Source organism: Nitrospirota bacterium, from assembly GCA_016214845.1.
Classification (GTDB): domain Bacteria; phylum Nitrospirota; class Thermodesulfovibrionia; order UBA6902; family UBA6902; genus SURF-23.
Map to the genome: position 1 here is coordinate 50,450 of JACRMS010000030.1, position 18,463 is coordinate 68,912.

Sequence of the window (18,463 nt, forward strand, 5' to 3'; positions counted from 1 at the left end):
AGGCCCTAACACACAAGCTAACTGACGAGTGCCATGAAAAACATGAACAAGCAAAACAACATTTCTATGAATCTTTTTTTAAAGGAGGCAATATGAACGAAACATTAAAAGCAACGCTGGACATGGTGAGGACAATATCTCAGGCCTCACAAGTTAAAACAAAAAGAAACTTCACAGACTTCCTCGCTGATAAGATTGTACAAGCATCAGCCGAGCCCTCACTGCTCTCTGCGATAGAGAGGCTTTCCGGGCTTATCAATGCTGCTCCGGGGGAAGTCTATCAACCTGCGCTTGCGGCGTTTGTAAAGGCATGCAGTGACGGCAATGCCGCCGCTGCCCTTCGCTGGCTCCGCGAATATCCCCGCGTGGCCGCAATGCTCACGATGTTGAAAGCCGGAGATTATGAGGACACTATAAGCACGCTTGAATTACCGGAGGATGCCGGTGAAAGCGGGACTGCGCTTCCCGCAGGAAAACACGAGATAGAAATCTCGATGACCTGCCTTTCCCCGCTTGCGCATGGCTCCGACACAAAGGCGGGTAATGCAACCCTCTTCCGCCGCATGCATGTGCTGTCCACGACGGGCGCGGTATTGTCGCTGCCCTTCTACGCGGGGAATGCCCTGCGTGGACTGATACGCGACATACTCGCGGATGATCTTATCAAGTCCCTCGGACTTGTCCCTCGCCGAGACAAGCCGCCTGTAGCCCTCTGGTTTTTCCATGCGCTCTATGCGGGCGGCGCGCTTGAGGAAAATAGTGAAGCTGCAAAGAAGCTAAAAAAAGAACTCGGCGGCGACGGCACTGTTAAGGCCCAGGGCATCCATGAGTTCCGCGATACGCTGCCGGGGCTTTCATTGCTCGGCTGCGCTCTTGGTAATCGCATCCTCTGCGGGCGCGCTAAGTTTGCCGACCTGCGACCATCATGTAAGCAGTGGGGCAATGGAGAGGTTGACGCAGCTCAGCTTTTTGAGTGGCTATATCTCACTCGCCGCGAAGACCATGAGGAACACGCGGACCATAGCGGCATGATTGCAAATACAGAATGCTTGCGGGCGGGCACGGTCCTTTATGGCGGCATCGATCTTGATGTCCACGCCAATGAGCTTGAGCGGTCGGCATTGGGGCGGGCATTGAAGTTACTTGCGGAGCGCGGATATATCGGCGCGGAGAATCGTAGAGGCATGGGCCGCGTCAGCGTGAATATAGAAAATGCGCCTACCCCGGAGCCGTATGAAAAATATCTGTCTGAGCAAAAAAACAACATAGCCGAATATCTCGAAAAGCTGGGGGCGATACAATGCACACTGTTGAGCTGATAGCGGCTGCGCTTGAAGTGCCTTTTAAACGTCCTGAATTGCCCTGTGATACCATTAAGGGTATTTGCTGTGTGACTGGGGAAAAAGGGGATTGCCTGCCGCGCAAGGAACTGCTCGGCAAAAGTTTTACTAACGGCGACCTCCTCGCTGCGCCTGAATCTCCGCACATTGGGATTGATGCCTATCTGGCGCTTACCTATAAGTGGGAAAGGATGTCGTCGTGGTATTGTGACGGAGAGAAATTTGAACGGCTTGACCGTCAGGGCGTGCGCACTATGGTATTGAATGCCGAATACGGTGCGCAGTGGGCAGGCTATGCCACTACGAGCTATAAAAAACACGGAAGCCTTTTTGCAAAGGTTAATAGCGGTGACCGTATTGTCTGGCGTTTTGAAATGCGCGATGTCGATTGCTCTGACCATGCGCGACTGATGGCGATATGGGATAGGCTCAATGTGGAATTGAGAGGCGGCATAGGCCGGGGCGTACTCGAGTCGCTTCTCTGTCCGCCGTTTCTTCTCAGGCAGATCGGCGCGGGCCGCTGGATAGATTTTGAGCGATTTGCACGGCCACTTTTCCAGGGCGCGCTTTATCGCTTTCTTTGTTATTTACTTCCGAGTCAGGAGGAGTTGAAAAATGAGTATCCTGAATGAACAACTAAAAAAAGGGCGGATACATGCGATATTACCGCAATGGCGCGGCCTTGTAAGAAAGGCAGGGTTAGATATCTCTAACATGCTTAAGCGGCATCCACACAGTTATGTAGCTCTTTCATGGGGGAAACAGAGTATTGTCCTCGCGCATTTAGTACGCTCGGTGAATGCGGATGTCCAGGCCGTTCATTGGACGGGGCCGGACGCTGAATTGATCGGGAACTTTGAAGAGGTAAAAAACTTATTCCTCTCTCGATTCCCGCTTAAATACATTGAACTTCAGAGGGGAAAAGTGCTACGGGCTGCAATAACTGAATGGGTGAAAGACAAGGACTTTAACGGCGTTTTTATTGGCCTCTGCGCTTATGAAAGTAAAGGCCGCAGTCAAGCGGTGAGGGTGGCAGGGCATGATAGCATTTTTGAGACGGGGAATATAGCGCGTTGTTACCCTATGGGGAAGTGGACTCAAGATGATCTTGCCGCTTATATCGCTGTTAATGATTTGCCGCTATTGCGGCCTTATCATCGCTTTGGTCTTGAAGTCAGAACAAGCACAGGCGCGCGGCCCGGTTCCTATACAGAACGCGCTGTGGATTTAATGAACAGTTCTAACGCAGCTAAAATGCGGAAAAGATGGAGTGACGACAATGAGCTATAAACCCATGAAAATAACTTTCCACCTCGACGGCACCGGCCTCTATTACGACCCGTCCGAGCCGATACATCTTGACGCGCTTCTCGCCTGGGGCCTTGCGCCCTTCCATTGCAAAGGCGAACCGCCGGGCAGGGATGAAGAGCCTTTTGATATCCCTCTACCTCTTGCAAAATGGCATATGAACGGGACATGGGGATGGAAGGCAAGCGCATTATTCCCGGACGGCGACACTGCCGATGCACTACAATTCTGGCGGAAGAAATTTAGGCAGTCCCAGATTGAACTGACAAAAGGATCTCCAAGCCTCACAAACGGCGTCTACCGCGAATACAATACGCCGCTGCCGCTATTACTCTGCAAGAGCATGATAGCCTTTGCAGTCGGCGATGCCGGGCGGGTAAGACACATCCTCAAAAAGCATGTGCGCTACCTCGGCAAAAAAAGAGTCTATGGAAAAGGGGCTGTAATCAGTATTGATGTCGAAACGATAGAGCAGGATTACTCGATGGAAAAAGACGGGGTTAAAATGCGCTGGCTTCCGCTTGCCGATGCTCCCCGACTCGTGAGGCCGAGGCCGCCATATTGGAACAACTGCGGCAAGGTAAGATGCTGTGAGGTTGAAGAAAAGATTTAATGCATAACGCCAGTTGTTATGTGCGTGGCTTATTAACTTTTTAAAAAGGAGGGCAGAATGTGGGTTAGCAAAAACGATTTAGAAAAGAGGATAGCAGAGTTAGAAAAAGATGTTCAACGCCTCTCAAGCCGCATGGGGGACGCAGAGAGGGCAATTCAAAATAGAACCGAAATCACAATCCCCACAGGCAAGAATGCATGTGGATTTGATACGTATACCGGGAAGCAAATTAAAGATATCATTGAAGCGGTATTGATTCATTTTAATCTTGAAATGCATCACCGCGAGGCAAAAGAAATATTGGAACTTAAAGAAAAGCAACCGGAAAGCGAAAGCACATAACATCATGATGACTGACGAGTACCTGAAGAGTATGAACAAGCACATAAACCGATTGACGGAGAAAACTGAACGAAACCATAATGACGCCTGTGGTACTCGTTCACCGTCCATCTAATTGTTAGGCGTTTTTTTAGGAGGACTAATGCATTACAGAAACGGAAGAGAAGCAAAGAATGGTGACAAGGTTGTATCTCTGGCAGGATACGGCAGCAGCCCTTTAAACATCAATGCCATAGGCATTTTATTTGATGCCGTCCCCGGCAATGCCCACTGCAACGGAAGTATTGCATCGATTATCGGCGGTCCGGTTGTTGGGGCGTGTCTATGCGATTGCCTGCACATGGACGACCTTGCGGCAATCCTGACTGAAAAGGGCCTCGATAAGCGTCCAGCAGGGAAGTAACTCAATGGACTTTACGCTTGACGACTTCAAGGAACGGGCAAGGCTGATGGATGAATGCTACACATGTAAATGCGGAAGCGTCTTATTTCATGTGCTCAGGAGCTATCAGATTGAATGTCCGGATTGCGGAGCGGTCAAGGAAATGCCGTTTGACGTTGAAACAAAGGCGGGGTCATGAACTGGCCTCGCCTAACGTAAAGCTAAGTGACGAGGGTCACTTGAGGATAACCAATGCAGCATAAACAATCAAAAACAGAAGGCATAAACAAGGCTAAAAAGTGTCGTGTGACACTCGTTCATCTTGAGCGCCTTGTTATGCGTTTCTTGCCACATATTCTTTTTATAATAATTATTGTCTTGGCATTGATCGCATTGAATCTTGGAGAAGATGTAGCAAAGCAAAGAATTGAAATAAAAAATCTCGCAGAACAATCTAAACAATTAAGTAAAGAAATAAGGAGAGGCTATGAGTGAACGTAAGGCAAGATCATTGAGAAAGAAGGTCTATGGTGATGTATCACAGAGAATACCACGGCAATATTTAAGGGCATCGACCGGCAGCATAGTAAATCATCCTGCCAGCCTAAGAGCGAAATATCAGCAAGAGAAACGCAACGCATAACAACACAATATCCGAACCGTGCAAGGTAAAGAATGTACCGTAAGAGCGATAAATACAGTAGAAAACTCAAGGCGGCGCGGGAGGCTAAGGAGCGAAAGCGGCTTGAGTCTCCTGCCCCGGATTATCCTCCGATCCTGCCGGAGCTGCGGAGGGAGATGACAATAGTAGATCATGATTTCGGTGACGTGACACATGAGATCAAACTCTACAGGACTGACCGCATTGACTGCTACGATATGCACGTTGACGGCAACCCTTATAAAAAGCGTGTCGGCTGGAGCCGGGTACTTGAGTTAATCAGAAAGAATTTACCGAGGGTGCGGAGTATATGAAAAATGAAAACGACCTGATAGAGCAGCTCCCCGGACTGGATCTCCCCAGGGTCGCCCGCGTCATCGGATTAGAGGCGACGATCCAATTAGCGAAGGCATTCCGGGGCACTTATTTATACATGCATGCGCTCGATGATTTTGAGCGGGAAATGCGAGATAGACACATCCGCGAGGAGTACGATAAAGAGCAAACACCAAAAAAAGTCGCTAAGCTCGCGATTAAAAATAAGTTGACAGAAAGACAGATTTATAATATCTTAGGGAAATCTCCTGCCCTGGATGACCTCCCCACTTTATTCAATCTCCTGAAGTAAAACCTCTGAAACGTTTCAGCAAGACGGCTTCCTTAATTCTCCTCTAAACTCAATCATGCTCATTTTCTCATTCATGTTTCACCTCCAGATTAATGATGCCCCGTCCATCCAGCGGGGCATCCCCTTTTTCTCAGAGAGGCCCCGGTAAATGACACCCTACGAAAAAACATATGCGGAGACAATGGGTATAGAGGGCGGATACTCTAATAACCCCAACGATTTCGGCGGCGAAACGTACAAGGGGATCGCACGGAAGAAACAGCCTGACTGGTACGGATGGGAGATTATTGACCAGGAGAAGAAAAATCCAGATTTTCCCGCGTCACTGAAGCGTAATGCGCTGATTGAGCAGCTGGTAAAGGATTTTTACCGAGCCCACTTCTGGAACCGGATATGGGGTGACAGAGTAGCGGCATTGTCTCCGGACGTAGCCTCTGAAATGTTTGACACCGCCGTCAATCAGGGCGAACACTGGGCAATCATCTATTTGCAGCAATCGCTGAATCTGCTCAACAGAAACGGCTCATTATATCCCGATCTCGTTGAGGACGGGTCCATCGGAGAAAAGTCCATCACGGCATTGCAGATGTATTTACAGAGAGACCCTGCGCAGATGCTGCTGTTGTGGATGAACATTTTACAGGGCGCGCGTTACGTGGAGATTATGAAAAAGAGCCCGACGCAGGAAGGATTTGCGCGGGGCTGGGCCTGTAGAATCACAATTACAAAAACCAAAGGAGGGACTAATGGGTAAACAATGGTATGAATCAAAGACATTATGGGTCAATGCATTGAGCATCATAGCAATGATCGTGCAGTCGCAGACTGTATATTTTCTCGATCTGAAATTGCAGGCATTAATACTGAGTATCGTTAATATCATTCTCAGATTCATCACAACCGAACCGATCACTGGTAACGATTCAAACAGTTCAGGCAGCTCAAGCGGATTAAACAGTTTAGGTATGTGCCTGCTGGTTGTTATGCTCCTGACGTCCTGCGCGTCTCTCTCCCCCAATACCTACAAATACGTCGAGACGACAAAGGTCACTGCCGAGGGCATCGCAAAGATCGCCATCGACATGCACAAGGCCGGGACCCTCGATGATAAGAGTTATCTGCGGGTAAAGAGCACGTATGAGAGCGCGAGGAAGGCAAGCGATGCCGCGATATATGTGATGCAGATGTCGTTAGAGGTCGGCGAGGATCCTCGCAGCTCCGAAAACTATAATCTGGCCCTCGATGAGTCCATGCGGCTGCTATCAAAGCTCATTGAGCTGGGCGTGGATCTCAAACTCATTCAGGGAGGTGGACAATGAACGACGCAGTCCAGGCACTTAATATTCTGGCATCATGCTTACCGGCATTAATCAACATGATTGCTCATTACGAGGAGATCGCAACGCGTCCGGACACGCCGCCGGTAGACAAGGAAAAGGCCAAGGCCCTCTTGGAGTCTATGCGGTGGAAACCGTTTGATGAGCTGGAGAAAGAAGCGGGATGAGCGAGATTGCTGCCGCGTTAAAAGACTTTACGCTCTTATTTCAGACCCTCGGCCCATGGGGCATAGTTTTTTTTATATGGTGGGACGGGAAAAAAGAATCGAAGAAGTGGGAAGAGCGGCATCAGGCAGTCGTGAAAATGTACGAGAATAACGCGACGCTGGTCACTCAATATGAACAGCTCTCATGTGATCAAATGGGAATGATAACGATGAATACAGCGGCCATTACCGAACTCACAACAATTATAAAAGAGAGGATTAAATGAGCACGGAGGACTTAATTAAACAGGGGTTAATCGGGCAGAGAAAACAGGCGCGCATGAGAGCGGTCATTGACGGCAAGGCCGCGTTACAGGCACTGCTGAATGAAGCCGTAAGCTCAAAGATCAAGCCCCTTGAGGAGATCAATGTCGATAGCCTTCAGTCTCATCTCGATCAACTGAAGGCCAAGAAAAAAGAGTGTCTGCAACTGGTTGCTGAAATTAAGGAGCTTGAATAGTGGCCCAGCACCAACGCAAACATAGCTCTCTGGATGATCTACCCGGTGAAGTAAAGAAAGAAGTCCATGCATTATTGATCGAGCCAAACATCACATATGAAGACGTCGGCGCATTCCTTAAAACAAAAGGGCATGACATATCAAAGTCCGCAATAGGACGTTACGGAAAAAGCTTTTTTAACGAGGTCAGGGAAACGGAAATGCTTCGTGACCAGGCCGCGCTGATTACCTCCGAGCCGGATAAGGCAATGCTCCTTGAAAAGCTCACCGCGACAATGATAACGAAGCGCCTTGCCCTTGCCCTACAGAATGAAGAATTTGACGTTATGAAAAATGCAAAGCTCATCCAGGCATTTGCAGCCCTGCAGAAATCCAGCATGCACAGGGAGCAGTGGCATACAGAGGTCAAAGACAAAATCGTTAAAACCGCTGACGACGTTTCAAAAATAGCGAAAAAGGGCGGACTGACCGACGACGCAGCCGCGCAGATCCGCGCGAAGATTTTAGGGATAGCAAAATGACAACGGGCATCATCAACATAGACGACCTGCCGAAAGACGGAGTACTGCTGGACTATCAGCGCGAGTGGATAGCTGACAAAGCAGACGTTAAAGTCTGCGAAAAATCCCGTCGGGTTGGTCTCACCTGGGGAGAGGCCGCAGACGATGCTATTATCGCAGCTCAGCAGACCGGCATGGACGTTTTCTATATCGGGTACAACAAGGACATGTCGAGGGAATTCATAGACGCATGCGCCTTCTGGGCGCGTCATTATAAGCTCGCCGCTTCCGAAGTCTCGGAATTTATTTTCAAGGAAGAAAACGAGGATAAAGAGATCCACGCCTTCAGGATAGATTTTGCCTCCGGGTTTAAAATCCTTGCCCTCAGCTCAAGGCCCTCAAACCTCAGAGGTAAGCAGGGCATAGCGGTCATAGATGAGGCCGCGTTCCACGACGACCTGCAGGGATTGATCAAAGCCGCGATGGCGTTTTTGATGTGGGGCGGCAAGGTGCGGATTATCTCCACACATTTTGGAGAGAGCAATACATTTAATCAACTTATAGACGATATCCGCAAAGGGAAATATCCCTACAGCCTCCACACCATCACGCTGGATGACGCGCTTGAAGACGGACTTTATAAGAGGATTTGCCTCGTACTCGGGAAGCAGTGGACCCCGGACGCTCAGGCCCAGTGGAAAGCGGACTTAATTAAATCCTACGGCGAGCATGCAGACGAGGAATTGTTCTGCATCCCGTCAAAGGGCAGCGGCATATATTTTACCAGCGCACTGATTGAATCCTGTATGAAGCAGGATATCCCGGTCCGGCGGTGGACGTGCAAGGACGGGTTTGAGCAGATGTCCGATGACGTCAGGGCTAAGGATTGTCAGGACTGGCTTGACGACAACATAGCTCCCCTCTTTGATAAGGAGGGGCAGGGGTGGTCTGAATTGGCGCATTACTTTGGCGAGGACTTTGCGCGTGACCTTGATCTGACGATATTGATGTTTGGCCAACGCCTGCCGAATCTCACAATCCGGACGCCGTTTATCGTTGAGCTGCGCAATGTGCCGTTCCGGCAGCAAGAGCAAATCTTATTTTACATCTGCGATAAACTGCCCAACTTCAGGGGCGGCGCGATGGATGCCAGGGGCAACGGCCAGTATCTCGCCGAAGTCGCCATGCAGCGTTACGGCGCATCGAGGATACAACAGATCATGCTCACGAGGCAGTTCTATCAGGACGCCATGCCGAAATACAAAGTCCGCTTTGAGGACAAAACTATTGAGATAGCCGCAGACGCAGAGATACTTGACGATCACCGCGTCGTCAGACTTGAGAAAGGCGTGCCGGTCATCTCCGATAGCCGGAAGGTAAGCGGTGAAGGCGGCAAGCGACACGGGGACTCGGCGGTTGCAGGGATGCTGCTGGTTTATGCGGTGGATAATTTAACGGCTGGGCCGATTGAATTCCAATCCACCGGCAACAAACGCGAGTCAACCAAAATGGCGGGGTTTTTTAGATGAAAAATTATAAAGCCGGAAATCGCGCAGGATCAACGATTTCGGGAAAAGAGGCTGTTAGGTAGCCATGACGACGGCTGAATTGAAATTTAACGAGTTTAAAAGGGTAGACGGGGCGATTAGGGCCTGTAATTTCATAACGGTGACCCCTAAAAACAGGATTTTCTAATATGGGCGACGAAAACATAAAGATCGACGACACCAAAAAGCCGGAATTAAACGAGATCGCCACGGTCGAAAAAGACATTTATATGGATTATATCGGCAGGACGCTGATCAATCCGGACAAGACGTTAAAGACCGAAGGCAGCGGCAAGGGGATCGAACTCTATGAAGACCTCCTGCGCGACCCGGAGATACGGCAGGCCATGCAGACCCGCAGGCTTGCGGTCGTCGGCAGGGAATGGGAGATCATACCGGGCTCGGAAAAGAGCGCGGATATAAAAATTGCCGAATTTATAAAGGAGGTATTGCTCTCCTGCAATTTTGATAATGGCAGGAAGGCCCTCCTCTCGGCAATCGTACTCGGATTTAAGTCCGCAGAAATCATGTGGGAGTATTCCGAGGGCAGTATTTGGATCAACCGCTTTATCGGCAAGCCGTCCAGACGGTTCACCTTTGACGTTGATAATAATCTGCGGCTGCTCACCTTTAAAAACATGATCGAGGGCGAGGCAGTGCCGTCCCGGAAGTTTCAGGTCTTTGCATGGGGCTCTGACAACGGCTCTCCATTCGGCTACGGCCTGGGCAGTTCACTCTATTGGATGGACTGGTTTGCGAAGAACACACTCAAGTTCTGGATGATTTTCGCGGACAAGTTCGGCTCACCGACCGCAGTCGGTAAATATCCAAACGGCACGACGACAGAGCAGCAGGGTAAATTATTATCCGCCATTGAGACCATCCAGACCGAAGCGGCTATCGCTATCCCGGACACCATGGTAATCGAATTACTCGAGGCCGCGCGGCAGGGATCGATGGACACCTATGAGCGCCTCTGCAATTACCTCGATAAGAAAAAAACAAAGCTCATCCTCGGCCAGACCCTCACCTCCGATGTCGGAGACAAGGGCAGCTATGCAGCATCAAAGACCCACGATGAGGTGAGGAAGGAGTTTGTAAAGGCCGACGCTGACGAACTCTGCGAGGCGTTAAACGACCAGGTGATTAAATGGCTGGTCGATTATAACTTCCCCAATGTCCAGCGTTATCCGAAAATCTGGATCCGCACGGAAGATGAAGACGATTTAAAGCCGCTGGCGGAGCGCGACAAGCTCCTCGTCGAGATCGGCGTACCGATCACGAAGAAATATTTTTATGACACATACGGGATACCGGAGCCGCAGGAAGGGGAGGAAATTGTAACTGTAGGGGCAGGTCTTGTGCCTGCCCGGATTGCGACGAATGAATTCGCCGAAGGCAAAACCTTCCCGGACCAGACAGCCGTCGACAACCTCAACGACTCATTCACCCCGGAGCAATTACAAGCGCAGCTAAACGGCGTTTTAAAGCCCGTTATAGACCTCGTAAAAAACGGCGAATCATACGAGGCGATCATGGAGAAGCTTTCAATGTCGTATCCGGACATGGACTCCGACGCAGTTGAGCAGATGCTCTCCAGGGCGATCTTTATCACTGAATTATGGGGGAGGATAAATGCCTGACGATATCCTCATTAATGCATTCAACCTGCCGCCCGAAGCGGCTATTAAATATCTCAAGGACAAAGGCTATGCCTTCTCCTGGGACTGGCAGGACCTCTGGCAGGCAGCACAGGCCAAGGCGTTCACCGTGGCCAAGGCGATGAGGCAGGACATTTTAATTGATATCCGGGACATGGTACAGAAGGCCCTCAATGAAGGGATCACATTTCAGCAATTCAAAAACGAACTCACCCCTCGACTGAAGGCAAAAGGCTGGTGGGGTAAGATGCTGGCCAGTGACGTTCCCGGATTCGATCCAGTAAGCGGAGCTGATCCGGACAAACTCGTACAGCTCGGCTCCCCCTGGAGGCTCAAGACTATCTATCGCACAAACCTGCAGGTTGCATATATGGCAGGCAGGGAACAGGGGATGGAAGAGGTCGCGAAGGCCCGGCCCTACTGGCAGTACATCGCAGTACTGGACAGCAGGACCCGTCCTGCACACCGCGCGATGCACGGGAAAATATTCCGATGGAATGATCCTTTCTGGGACAAATTCTATCCACCCAATGACTGGGGCTGCCGTTGCAGGGTAAAGAGTCTCTCGGAGAGGGAGATGGAGCGCGACGGATTTGAGCCCGAGTACTCGACCGGCAAGATCAAGACAAGAGAAGTACTCGCCAACGAAAACACCGGAGAGCTATCAACCATATCAACATATCGGGACCCGGCAACGGGTGACAAAATAACAACAGGCCCCGGATGGGACTATAACCCCGGACGGGCAAGCTGGAGTAAGGCCTCATGATCACATTAAGAGTTGATGACAGTAAAGTGGTCGCTCTCCTCGGAGATCTCAAGGATAGGGCAGGCAATACCCGCCCGGTCATGAGCGAGATAGGCGATATCGTGATTTCATCCATTGAAAAAAACATCGAGGTCGGCGGGCGGTACTCATCCCCTGATTCATGGAAGGGTGGATCCAGAAAGTGGAAGGGACTCTCCCCCGCCACTATTAAGCAGCGGACTAAAAAGGGCCACTGGCCCGGAAAGATTTTACAGCAGACCGGATTGATGGCGGGATCGGTATCGAAAAAAGTCGGCACTAATTCCGTGACCATCGGCACAAATAAAATTTACGGAGCGATACAGCAATTCGGTGGCAAGGCAGGCAGGGGGCATAAGGTCACTATCCCGGGCCGCCCGTGGATCGTCGTGCAGGATGAAGACCTGACCGAGATCGGGCATGCCATTACCGCGTATCTAATGAAAGGAGTGAAATGAACGACTGGATCCCAATATTTAAAACCGGCACGCATACAGACTCGCAGGGGGATACCCAGACCTGGACTGAAGCCGACCTGGACAGGATAGCGCAATACAATCCCGCAGATCACGAGGCCCCGGTTGTCATCGGACATCCGAAAGACAATGCCCCGGCCTGGGCATGGATTGAAGGGCTTAAGCGTGAGGGCCAGACACTTTACATGAAGATGAAGGACCTCGTCCCGGCATTCGCTGAGATGCTGAAACTGAAGATGTTTAAAAAGCGGTCAATTTCCCTGTATCCGGACGGCAGTCTCCGGCATGTAGGATTCCTGGGCGCAAACCCGCCCGCTGTTAAAGGGCTTGAAGACGTCGCCTTTAACGAGGGCGATCAAACAATAATCGAATTCGAGGAAGGAGGAACTATGTTAGAAGAAATTAAAAAAATGTTCGCCGACATGATGACTGAAATTAAGTCTATGAGGTCGGGAGCAAAGAAAGGAGAAAATGCGGATATGACAGAGCAGGAAATTCAGAAAAAGATCAACGACGGCATAGCTGCTGCGCTTAAGACAAAAGACGCAGAGTTTGCCGAGGCAACAAAGACGAAAGAGACGGAATTCTCGGAGAGAGAATCCGCGCTCAAGAAAAAAGAGGACGCTCTCAATGCTAAGGCTACTGAGGGCAAGAAAAAGGCCATCGTAGTTTTTTGCGAAGACCTGAAAAAAGAGGGCAAGCTCCTCCCCGCAATGGAAAAGCTGGGCATGGGGATCTCCGAGTTCATGAATCAGATCTCCACTATCACCACGATTGAATTCGGCGAGGGCGATGACAAGAAAAAGCAGACCCCGCTTGAGTTCATGCAGGCGTTTCTGACGGCCCTGCCGAAGCAGATTGAGTTCGGCGAGGTGGCGAAGCGGGCAGGCGATCCGGGCGCGGGCAGCGACACGGAAAAGAGAGAAAAGGCGATCAGCAACTTCATGGAAAAAAACAAGGCTGTCACTTATAAAGAGGCTGTGCTTACAGTCTCAAGAGAGCATCCTGAATTATTTCAGAGAGAGGAGGACTAATCACAATGATGATGGGTAAAACTTCAGGACTTGAAAAGTCCGCAAAATGTGCGGCTGCGATTGCCGTAGCAAACACAATCGCAAAATTCGGAGCTGACGATAATACGCTGTCAGCAGCGTTAGCGGCCACCGATGGGCTGATAGGTATTTTTCAGCACATAACCTCCGCAGCGGGTGAGGATGTGCGCGTCATGCTTGACGGCATATCAGACCTTAAACTCGGCGGTACCGTCACACGCGGGGACCAGATAACATCCGACTCTGCCGCAAAGGGAGTAAAGGCGACTCTCGGTCAGAACTATATAGGATACGCGCTTGCATCCGGCGTCACCGGTGATATCATCCCGGTACTTATCGCGCCTGGCATGATCGCACCTAACCAGGCTGCAAACGGCAACACGCTTAAGGGTCTTGCAATAGCAACATTCGATCCGTCAGCAAATTCAGGCGAGCGTACAGTTGCTAAGCACGGTCTCGGCGTCATTCTGCCGGACAATGCGATTGTAGACCGCTCCTGGTATGAGGTATTGACGACATTCACGAGCGCAACTGATGCAGCCACAATAGCGCTGGGTATTGACACTCAGTCGGAGGCAGGGATCAAGGCAGCAGTCGCAATTTCGAATGGCGCAAATCCCTATGATGCAGGCCTGGTCGAGGGTATACAGACAGGCGCCATTGCAAACGCGCTGGCAAAATGCACTGCGGACAGAGAGCTTTGCGCAACGGTAGCGGTTGAGGCGCTTACAGCCGGGAAACTCAGACTCTACGCTGAATACATAGTAAGCGTATAAAAATTAAAAAATGCAGGGGCGGGGCGATGCCTCGCCCCTATAGAAAGGAGATAACAAAATATGCCGGAACCAAAAGCCTTACACAAAGACGCGGTACTATCGAATCTCTCGATCAAATACCGCAATGCCGATATGATCTGGCCGTTTTTAATGCCTGTTGTAAAGGTCAATAAGCGGTCAGACGTGTATTACGTCTACAACAAAGAGGACAGCTTCAAGCTCGTCGATGACCGCATATCCCCTAAAGGCTATGCGAATGAGGCCGACTGGGGAGTCGCTGACGCGAATTACTCCGTGAAGGACCATGCGCAGGGGGACTGGGTGCCGCAGGAGACTATCGATAACTCCGATAATCCCCTGCAGCCGGAGATCGATACAAACGATTTTCTTAACATGCTCCTGGACGTCGCGCAGGAGAAGAGAGTCGCGGATATCGTATTTGCCGTAGCCTCATACCCGACCGGGAACAAAGTGCAGCTCAGCGGTAATGACCAGTGGGGCGGCAGCACTGACGATCCTATTGATGACATCCAGACAGCGATAGAGGCGTGTTTCCAGCGGGCCAATACACTGGCCTTCGGAGTTGACGCCTGGCTGAAATTCAGAAAGCTCCCTGAAATACTGGATGCCTGTAAAGCCACAGCCGGGGCAACACTCAAAGGCGGCATGGCATCCGCACAGGAAGTCGCAACGCTTTTTGAAGTCGAGCGCGTACTGATAGGCCGCTCAAGATACAACTCGTCCAAGCCTGGGCAGACAGCGGCATACACGAGGCTGTGGGGTAAACACTGCGCGGCACTGTATGTCGATCCGTCTCCTGGGATCAAAACCGTAACCTTCGGCGTGACTTTTGCGGAGACATTGAGATTCACCGCGAGAGATTTTGACAAGAGACGCGGGCTCAAAGGCGCGCATTACATCAGGCCCGGATGGAACTCTGATGAAAAAGTGGTCGCAAGCGATTGCGGCTATCTCATCGAGGACGCAGTAGCGTAAATTTACAGGGGCGGGGCGATGCCCCGCCCGTCATTCTAAAAATAGAAAGGACAGAGAATGCCTAAATATAAAGTCATTGACGGACATAAAAAAATAGGCGGCAAACTGAAAGCGCCGGGTGATATCGTGGATGTCTCAGAGGAGGTCGCAAAACAATTGCGACTTGAACCCGTAAAGGAAGAGGAAAAGAAAAAGAAAGAAAAAGAATAACAACTATAACCGTTAATTAACACGCAGGGGCGGGAAACCCCCGCCCCTACATAACCAAATGCCATATTGCACACTGACAGACATAAAAAAACTCATCCCTGAAATAACCGTCATCCAGCTCACGGATGACGAGGACACCGGCGCGGTCGTTACAACCCGCGTCGATGAAGCGATTGCATCGGCGGACGCTGAGATCGACAGCTATTGCGGGGGTAAATACTCCGTACCTTTCAGCACCGTCCCGGACATCGTAAAAAAATGCTCCGTGGACATATCTATCTATAATCTCTATTCCCGCCGGGTCGAGGAGATCCCCGCGACCAGGGCGGACAGATACAAAAACGCAATCAGGCAACTCGAAGGAATTGCCAAGGGCAGCATATCCATAGGAGAGAGCACCGAACCTACCGCTGCAGCAGAGGGCGGAGTAGCAACCAATAAAACAGCAAGCGACAGTGTCTTTACAAAGGACACGATGACGAATTATTAATGGAGGGTTTAAATGAAATTTAAAAGTCTTTTTGTCATTCCCGCGAAGGCGGGAATCCAGTCTTTTCTTTTGATTTTTATACTGCTGCTCTGCACTGCCGTCCATGCTGCCGACATATCGCCGACCAGTATCAACAAGGGCAATCAACCCGAATCATACAAATGGATACTCGCCACTAACCAGTCAGTCACCGGCGACAGTGATACTGCGGTCAATGTTGATTTTTGCACTGGCGCAAAAACCCTGACCATCACCACGGCAGGCGCAAGCGTCAACCTCACCGTCACGCCTAAAGAAGGCACCGCCGCAAAGGCGATAAAAACATACACCTTCACAACGGCGGACACAAAGATAATCTCAATCACGCACCCGATATCGGAGTGGTACGCAACCTCGACGATCACCGCAGGGACGGTGTCGATCACGTTTGAGTGCGCGGGGAGGAGGTAATAGATGAGAGTCAAGAGTTACGAATTAAGAGTCATAAGTTTTTTAGTTATCTTACTTCTCACTTCTTGCTTCTCACATCTTAGGGCAGAATATATTGACGCGGAGTACAGCTATCAGGAGATCAACGGTGTGCAGGAGATTTCATCGCTTGAAACAAACACTCTTACATCAAAAAACATCAAGGGTTTTTTTCGTCTTCCATTGGCAGAAACTGTCTTATGGGATGCAGATAACGACCAAACAGATATTTACGTCTATGGCACGAGTACATGTGATATTGTAAATGATGGGACATGCGACGAAGATTGTAACACAGGCATTAGCCAGGTATCTGGTATACACCGGCGATATGCAGAGCAGTTTGTATGTCCGTGCAGTACAGCATCTCAGCAATTCAATATCACCACACTGAAATCCCCGTCAACTTATCCATTAGACCTGTCCAAAAAGTATATAAAAATTTATATCAAGTCCACAGCTACGGCAGAGGAAATCAGTTTTTTTGACCTTATATTTTTTAGCGGCTCAAGTTGGTATAACGCAAATCTAACAAATAAAATGTTTAAAAATGTTACGGGGGAATGGCTGCCCATATATCTGAATAGAGATAATTTTAGTGCGAACGGTACTCCTGCATGGAATAACATAACAAATATACGCCTTGGATTTACATGCTCAGCTAAAAACAAAAACATTGCCATCGATGCTATTGTTGCAGTTGATGAATATCCGTACTCACTTTTGATCCTTGAATATGATGATGGCAGTAATAGCCACTATTCATTTTTAAAAGATGTATTGGATAAGTACCAGTTTCCCGCGAATCTTGCGGTAGTGCCCCACGGTGAGGTGTACGGTGTTGGGGCGACCGGAAAATTAACTCTGACGCAGGCAAAGGACTTGGCAAAACGCGGATGGGATTTGCTATCACATACCAATACTCACGTGCAGGACATAACGGGAGAGTTGTCACCCGGAGCAAATAAATTTATTGGCGATGTCTCTGCGGGGATACAGGAGAAAGAGTTGCTTAGGGCGAGAAAATACTTTGAGTTTAACGGCCTCGGCAATGGCAATAGAGTTGTTGTTTTTCCGGGGAACGGCGGCACGCTGGAAACGAGCAGTTCGATGTTGCCAATTCTGAGGAAATATTATTCAGTTGCAGTAGGGAGTAGCGTAAACCAACAGCCCGGAATTTTTAATCCTGAATTCCCGTACTGGGAAAATTACGGAATTTATTATAACAATAATGGTGTTGACCCTACCTCTGCGATGGAGGCGTTTGCGGACAAACTCAATGCCACTCCCGGCATCGGCATAATAGGATTTCATTCGCTCGCCACAAGCACTTGTGGCGCGTCTGGTCAGCCATTATGTTTCACAACACACAATGCGATTATCGATTACATAGCAACATTATCGAATATTAAAGTCATAACATGGAGTCAGCTTCTGGATCTATTTTATCCGATAATGGGAGTGACTCCTTTAAAATCTATTCTCGGTGTGCCAACGTCGTTTACGGTTGACGCCGCGATAACGCTTGATGCATCTGACTCACCCGCAACGGTTTACGTCGATGGCAGTGGCGGCAGTTACACGATCACGCTGCCGACGGTGACAGGCAATGAGGGCAGGCTCAGTTATACTTTTAAGCGTATAGACAACACTCCAGCCAATACCGTAACAATTAGTCCAAATATTGAGGGTTCAGCTCGGACGCTGGTCAATCAATATGACAAAGTAACAGTAATTTCTAACACAGAGAACGCAACATATTATCTGGATTAAATGACGACCGAAGACATCGAAGACAAAATCATAACCGAGATCACCCAGATGACATACATCAAGACAGTCGAGACGTATGCCGGGCAGTTAGAGGGCAAGATCGAGGCGCTGCCGATTCAATACCCTGCGGTGTATGTGGCATATGTAGGATCGAGCTTCGTGTGGGTGGACGGGCCGAACTATAATGAGACCTGCGAGTTCTCGGTGATGGTGTGCGTGAAGAATTTAAAGAGCAATGAGGCCAAGCGGAAGGCAGTCAATGGCGCTTATGATCTGATCGAGGCTGTAAAGACAAACCTCATTAATAAGACTTTTGGCCTCGCCATGGAGAAACTAAAAATACTGCGCGTGTCGCTGATAGGCATCACGCAGTCAGTGACGATTTATGGAATAGATTTTCAGACTAATTTTGATACGACATTTAACTGGTAGTGGGGGCATGGCGCGCCA

29 protein-coding genes are annotated in these 18,463 nt (G+C 49.7%); all 29 read left to right on the top strand.

Annotation, left to right across the window (positions count from 1 at the left end):
• The first annotated feature begins 92 nt into the window (after positions 1-92).
• Positions 93-1,319, top strand: a complete 1,227-nt coding sequence (locus HZB61_10210) for a hypothetical protein (GenBank protein MBI5056974.1) — start codon at positions 93-95, stop codon at positions 1,317-1,319.
• Positions 1,301-1,972 (top strand): hypothetical protein, encoded by a 672-nt coding sequence (locus HZB61_10215; GenBank protein MBI5056975.1) that lies wholly within the window; start codon positions 1,301-1,303, stop codon positions 1,970-1,972. The genes HZB61_10210 and HZB61_10215 overlap by 19 nt, the downstream gene beginning before the upstream one ends.
• Positions 1,956-2,630: a hypothetical protein gene (locus tag HZB61_10220; GenBank protein MBI5056976.1), complete on the top strand. Its 675-nt coding sequence runs from the start codon at positions 1,956-1,958 to the stop codon at positions 2,628-2,630. Before HZB61_10215 ends, HZB61_10220 begins: the two co-directional genes overlap by 17 nt.
• Positions 2,620-3,261 carry a hypothetical protein gene (locus tag HZB61_10225; GenBank protein ID MBI5056977.1) on the top strand — a complete coding sequence of 214 codons (642 nt, stop codon included), beginning with the start codon at positions 2,620-2,622 and terminating at the stop codon, positions 3,259-3,261. Before HZB61_10220 ends, HZB61_10225 begins: the two co-directional genes overlap by 11 nt.
• 57 nt (positions 3,262-3,318) lie before the next feature.
• Positions 3,319-3,603, top strand: coding sequence for a hypothetical protein (locus HZB61_10230; GenBank protein ID MBI5056978.1), 285 nt, complete (start codon positions 3,319-3,321; stop codon positions 3,601-3,603).
• Positions 3,604-3,745: 142 nt separating this feature from the next.
• A complete protein-coding gene (locus HZB61_10235) occupies positions 3,746-4,006 on the top strand; it encodes a hypothetical protein (protein ID MBI5056979.1) in 261 nt (86 codons plus the stop codon).
• 4 nt (positions 4,007-4,010) lie between these two features.
• Complete coding sequence (locus tag HZB61_10240; protein MBI5056980.1) at positions 4,011-4,184, top strand: hypothetical protein; 174 nt, start codon at positions 4,011-4,013, stop codon at positions 4,182-4,184.
• A 53-nt stretch (positions 4,185-4,237) separates the two neighbouring features.
• The gene (locus tag HZB61_10245; GenBank protein ID MBI5056981.1) at positions 4,238-4,480 is read left to right on the top strand and encodes a hypothetical protein; all 243 of its coding nucleotides are present in this window, start codon (positions 4,238-4,240) and stop codon (positions 4,478-4,480) included.
• Entirely contained in the window at positions 4,473-4,628 is a 156-nt protein-coding gene (locus HZB61_10250) for a hypothetical protein (protein ID MBI5056982.1), read from the top strand. The genes HZB61_10245 and HZB61_10250 overlap by 8 nt, the downstream gene beginning before the upstream one ends.
• A 32-nt stretch (positions 4,629-4,660) precedes the next feature.
• Positions 4,661-4,960: a hypothetical protein gene (locus HZB61_10255; GenBank protein ID MBI5056983.1), complete on the top strand. Its 300-nt coding sequence runs from the start codon at positions 4,661-4,663 to the stop codon at positions 4,958-4,960.
• Entirely contained in the window at positions 4,957-5,274 is a 318-nt protein-coding gene (locus HZB61_10260) for a hypothetical protein (GenBank protein MBI5056984.1), read from the top strand. Before HZB61_10255 ends, HZB61_10260 begins: the two co-directional genes overlap by 4 nt.
• Positions 5,275-5,422: 148 nt before the next feature.
• Positions 5,423-6,028, top strand: coding sequence for a hypothetical protein (locus HZB61_10265; protein MBI5056985.1), 606 nt, complete (start codon positions 5,423-5,425; stop codon positions 6,026-6,028).
• On the top strand, positions 6,021-6,593 hold the full coding sequence (locus HZB61_10270; protein ID MBI5056986.1) for a hypothetical protein: 573 nt from the start codon (positions 6,021-6,023) through the stop codon (positions 6,591-6,593). Before HZB61_10265 ends, HZB61_10270 begins: the two co-directional genes overlap by 8 nt.
• The gene (locus tag HZB61_10275) at positions 6,590-6,778 is read left to right on the top strand and encodes a hypothetical protein (GenBank protein MBI5056987.1); all 189 of its coding nucleotides are present in this window, start codon (positions 6,590-6,592) and stop codon (positions 6,776-6,778) included. Before HZB61_10270 ends, HZB61_10275 begins: the two co-directional genes overlap by 4 nt.
• Positions 6,775-7,044 carry a hypothetical protein gene (locus HZB61_10280; GenBank protein ID MBI5056988.1) on the top strand — a complete coding sequence of 90 codons (270 nt, stop codon included), beginning with the start codon at positions 6,775-6,777 and terminating at the stop codon, positions 7,042-7,044. The genes HZB61_10275 and HZB61_10280 overlap by 4 nt, the downstream gene beginning before the upstream one ends.
• On the top strand, positions 7,041-7,277 hold the full coding sequence (locus HZB61_10285) for a hypothetical protein (protein ID MBI5056989.1): 237 nt from the start codon (positions 7,041-7,043) through the stop codon (positions 7,275-7,277). Before HZB61_10280 ends, HZB61_10285 begins: the two co-directional genes overlap by 4 nt.
• The gene (locus HZB61_10290) at positions 7,277-7,798 is read left to right on the top strand and encodes a DUF3486 family protein (GenBank protein MBI5056990.1); all 522 of its coding nucleotides are present in this window, start codon (positions 7,277-7,279) and stop codon (positions 7,796-7,798) included. Before HZB61_10285 ends, HZB61_10290 begins: the two co-directional genes overlap by 1 nt.
• Positions 7,795-9,306 (top strand): hypothetical protein, encoded by a 1,512-nt coding sequence (locus HZB61_10295; GenBank protein MBI5056991.1) that lies wholly within the window; start codon positions 7,795-7,797, stop codon positions 9,304-9,306. The genes HZB61_10290 and HZB61_10295 overlap by 4 nt, the downstream gene beginning before the upstream one ends.
• Positions 9,307-9,473: 167 nt before the next feature.
• The gene (locus HZB61_10300; protein ID MBI5056992.1) at positions 9,474-10,967 is read left to right on the top strand and encodes a DUF935 family protein; all 1,494 of its coding nucleotides are present in this window, start codon (positions 9,474-9,476) and stop codon (positions 10,965-10,967) included.
• Positions 10,960-11,754 (top strand): minor capsid protein, encoded by a 795-nt coding sequence (locus HZB61_10305; protein MBI5056993.1) that lies wholly within the window; start codon positions 10,960-10,962, stop codon positions 11,752-11,754. The genes HZB61_10300 and HZB61_10305 overlap by 8 nt, the downstream gene beginning before the upstream one ends.
• A complete protein-coding gene (locus HZB61_10310; protein MBI5056994.1) occupies positions 11,751-12,230 on the top strand; it encodes a phage virion morphogenesis protein in 480 nt (159 codons plus the stop codon). The genes HZB61_10305 and HZB61_10310 overlap by 4 nt, the downstream gene beginning before the upstream one ends.
• Positions 12,227-13,282 carry a hypothetical protein gene (locus tag HZB61_10315; protein MBI5056995.1) on the top strand — a complete coding sequence of 352 codons (1,056 nt, stop codon included), beginning with the start codon at positions 12,227-12,229 and terminating at the stop codon, positions 13,280-13,282. The genes HZB61_10310 and HZB61_10315 overlap by 4 nt, the downstream gene beginning before the upstream one ends.
• 5 nt (positions 13,283-13,287) lie before the next feature.
• The gene (locus HZB61_10320) at positions 13,288-14,076 is read left to right on the top strand and encodes a hypothetical protein (GenBank protein MBI5056996.1); all 789 of its coding nucleotides are present in this window, start codon (positions 13,288-13,290) and stop codon (positions 14,074-14,076) included.
• 60 nt (positions 14,077-14,136) lie between these two features.
• The gene (locus HZB61_10325) at positions 14,137-15,072 is read left to right on the top strand and encodes a hypothetical protein (protein MBI5056997.1); all 936 of its coding nucleotides are present in this window, start codon (positions 14,137-14,139) and stop codon (positions 15,070-15,072) included.
• A 57-nt stretch (positions 15,073-15,129) separates the two neighbouring features.
• Complete coding sequence (locus tag HZB61_10330; protein ID MBI5056998.1) at positions 15,130-15,282, top strand: hypothetical protein; 153 nt, start codon at positions 15,130-15,132, stop codon at positions 15,280-15,282.
• 58 nt (positions 15,283-15,340) lie between these two features.
• Positions 15,341-15,772, top strand: a complete 432-nt coding sequence (locus HZB61_10335) for a DUF1320 domain-containing protein (protein MBI5056999.1) — start codon at positions 15,341-15,343, stop codon at positions 15,770-15,772.
• A gap of 12 nt (positions 15,773-15,784) precedes the next feature.
• On the top strand, positions 15,785-16,222 hold the full coding sequence (locus HZB61_10340) for a hypothetical protein (protein MBI5057000.1): 438 nt from the start codon (positions 15,785-15,787) through the stop codon (positions 16,220-16,222).
• Between the two features lie 3 nt (positions 16,223-16,225).
• Positions 16,226-18,013, top strand: a complete 1,788-nt coding sequence (locus HZB61_10345; GenBank protein ID MBI5057001.1) for a polysaccharide deacetylase family protein — start codon at positions 16,226-16,228, stop codon at positions 18,011-18,013.
• Entirely contained in the window at positions 18,014-18,445 is a 432-nt protein-coding gene (locus HZB61_10350; GenBank protein ID MBI5057002.1) for a DUF1834 family protein, read from the top strand.
• The last annotated feature ends 18 nt before the right edge of the window (positions 18,446-18,463 follow it).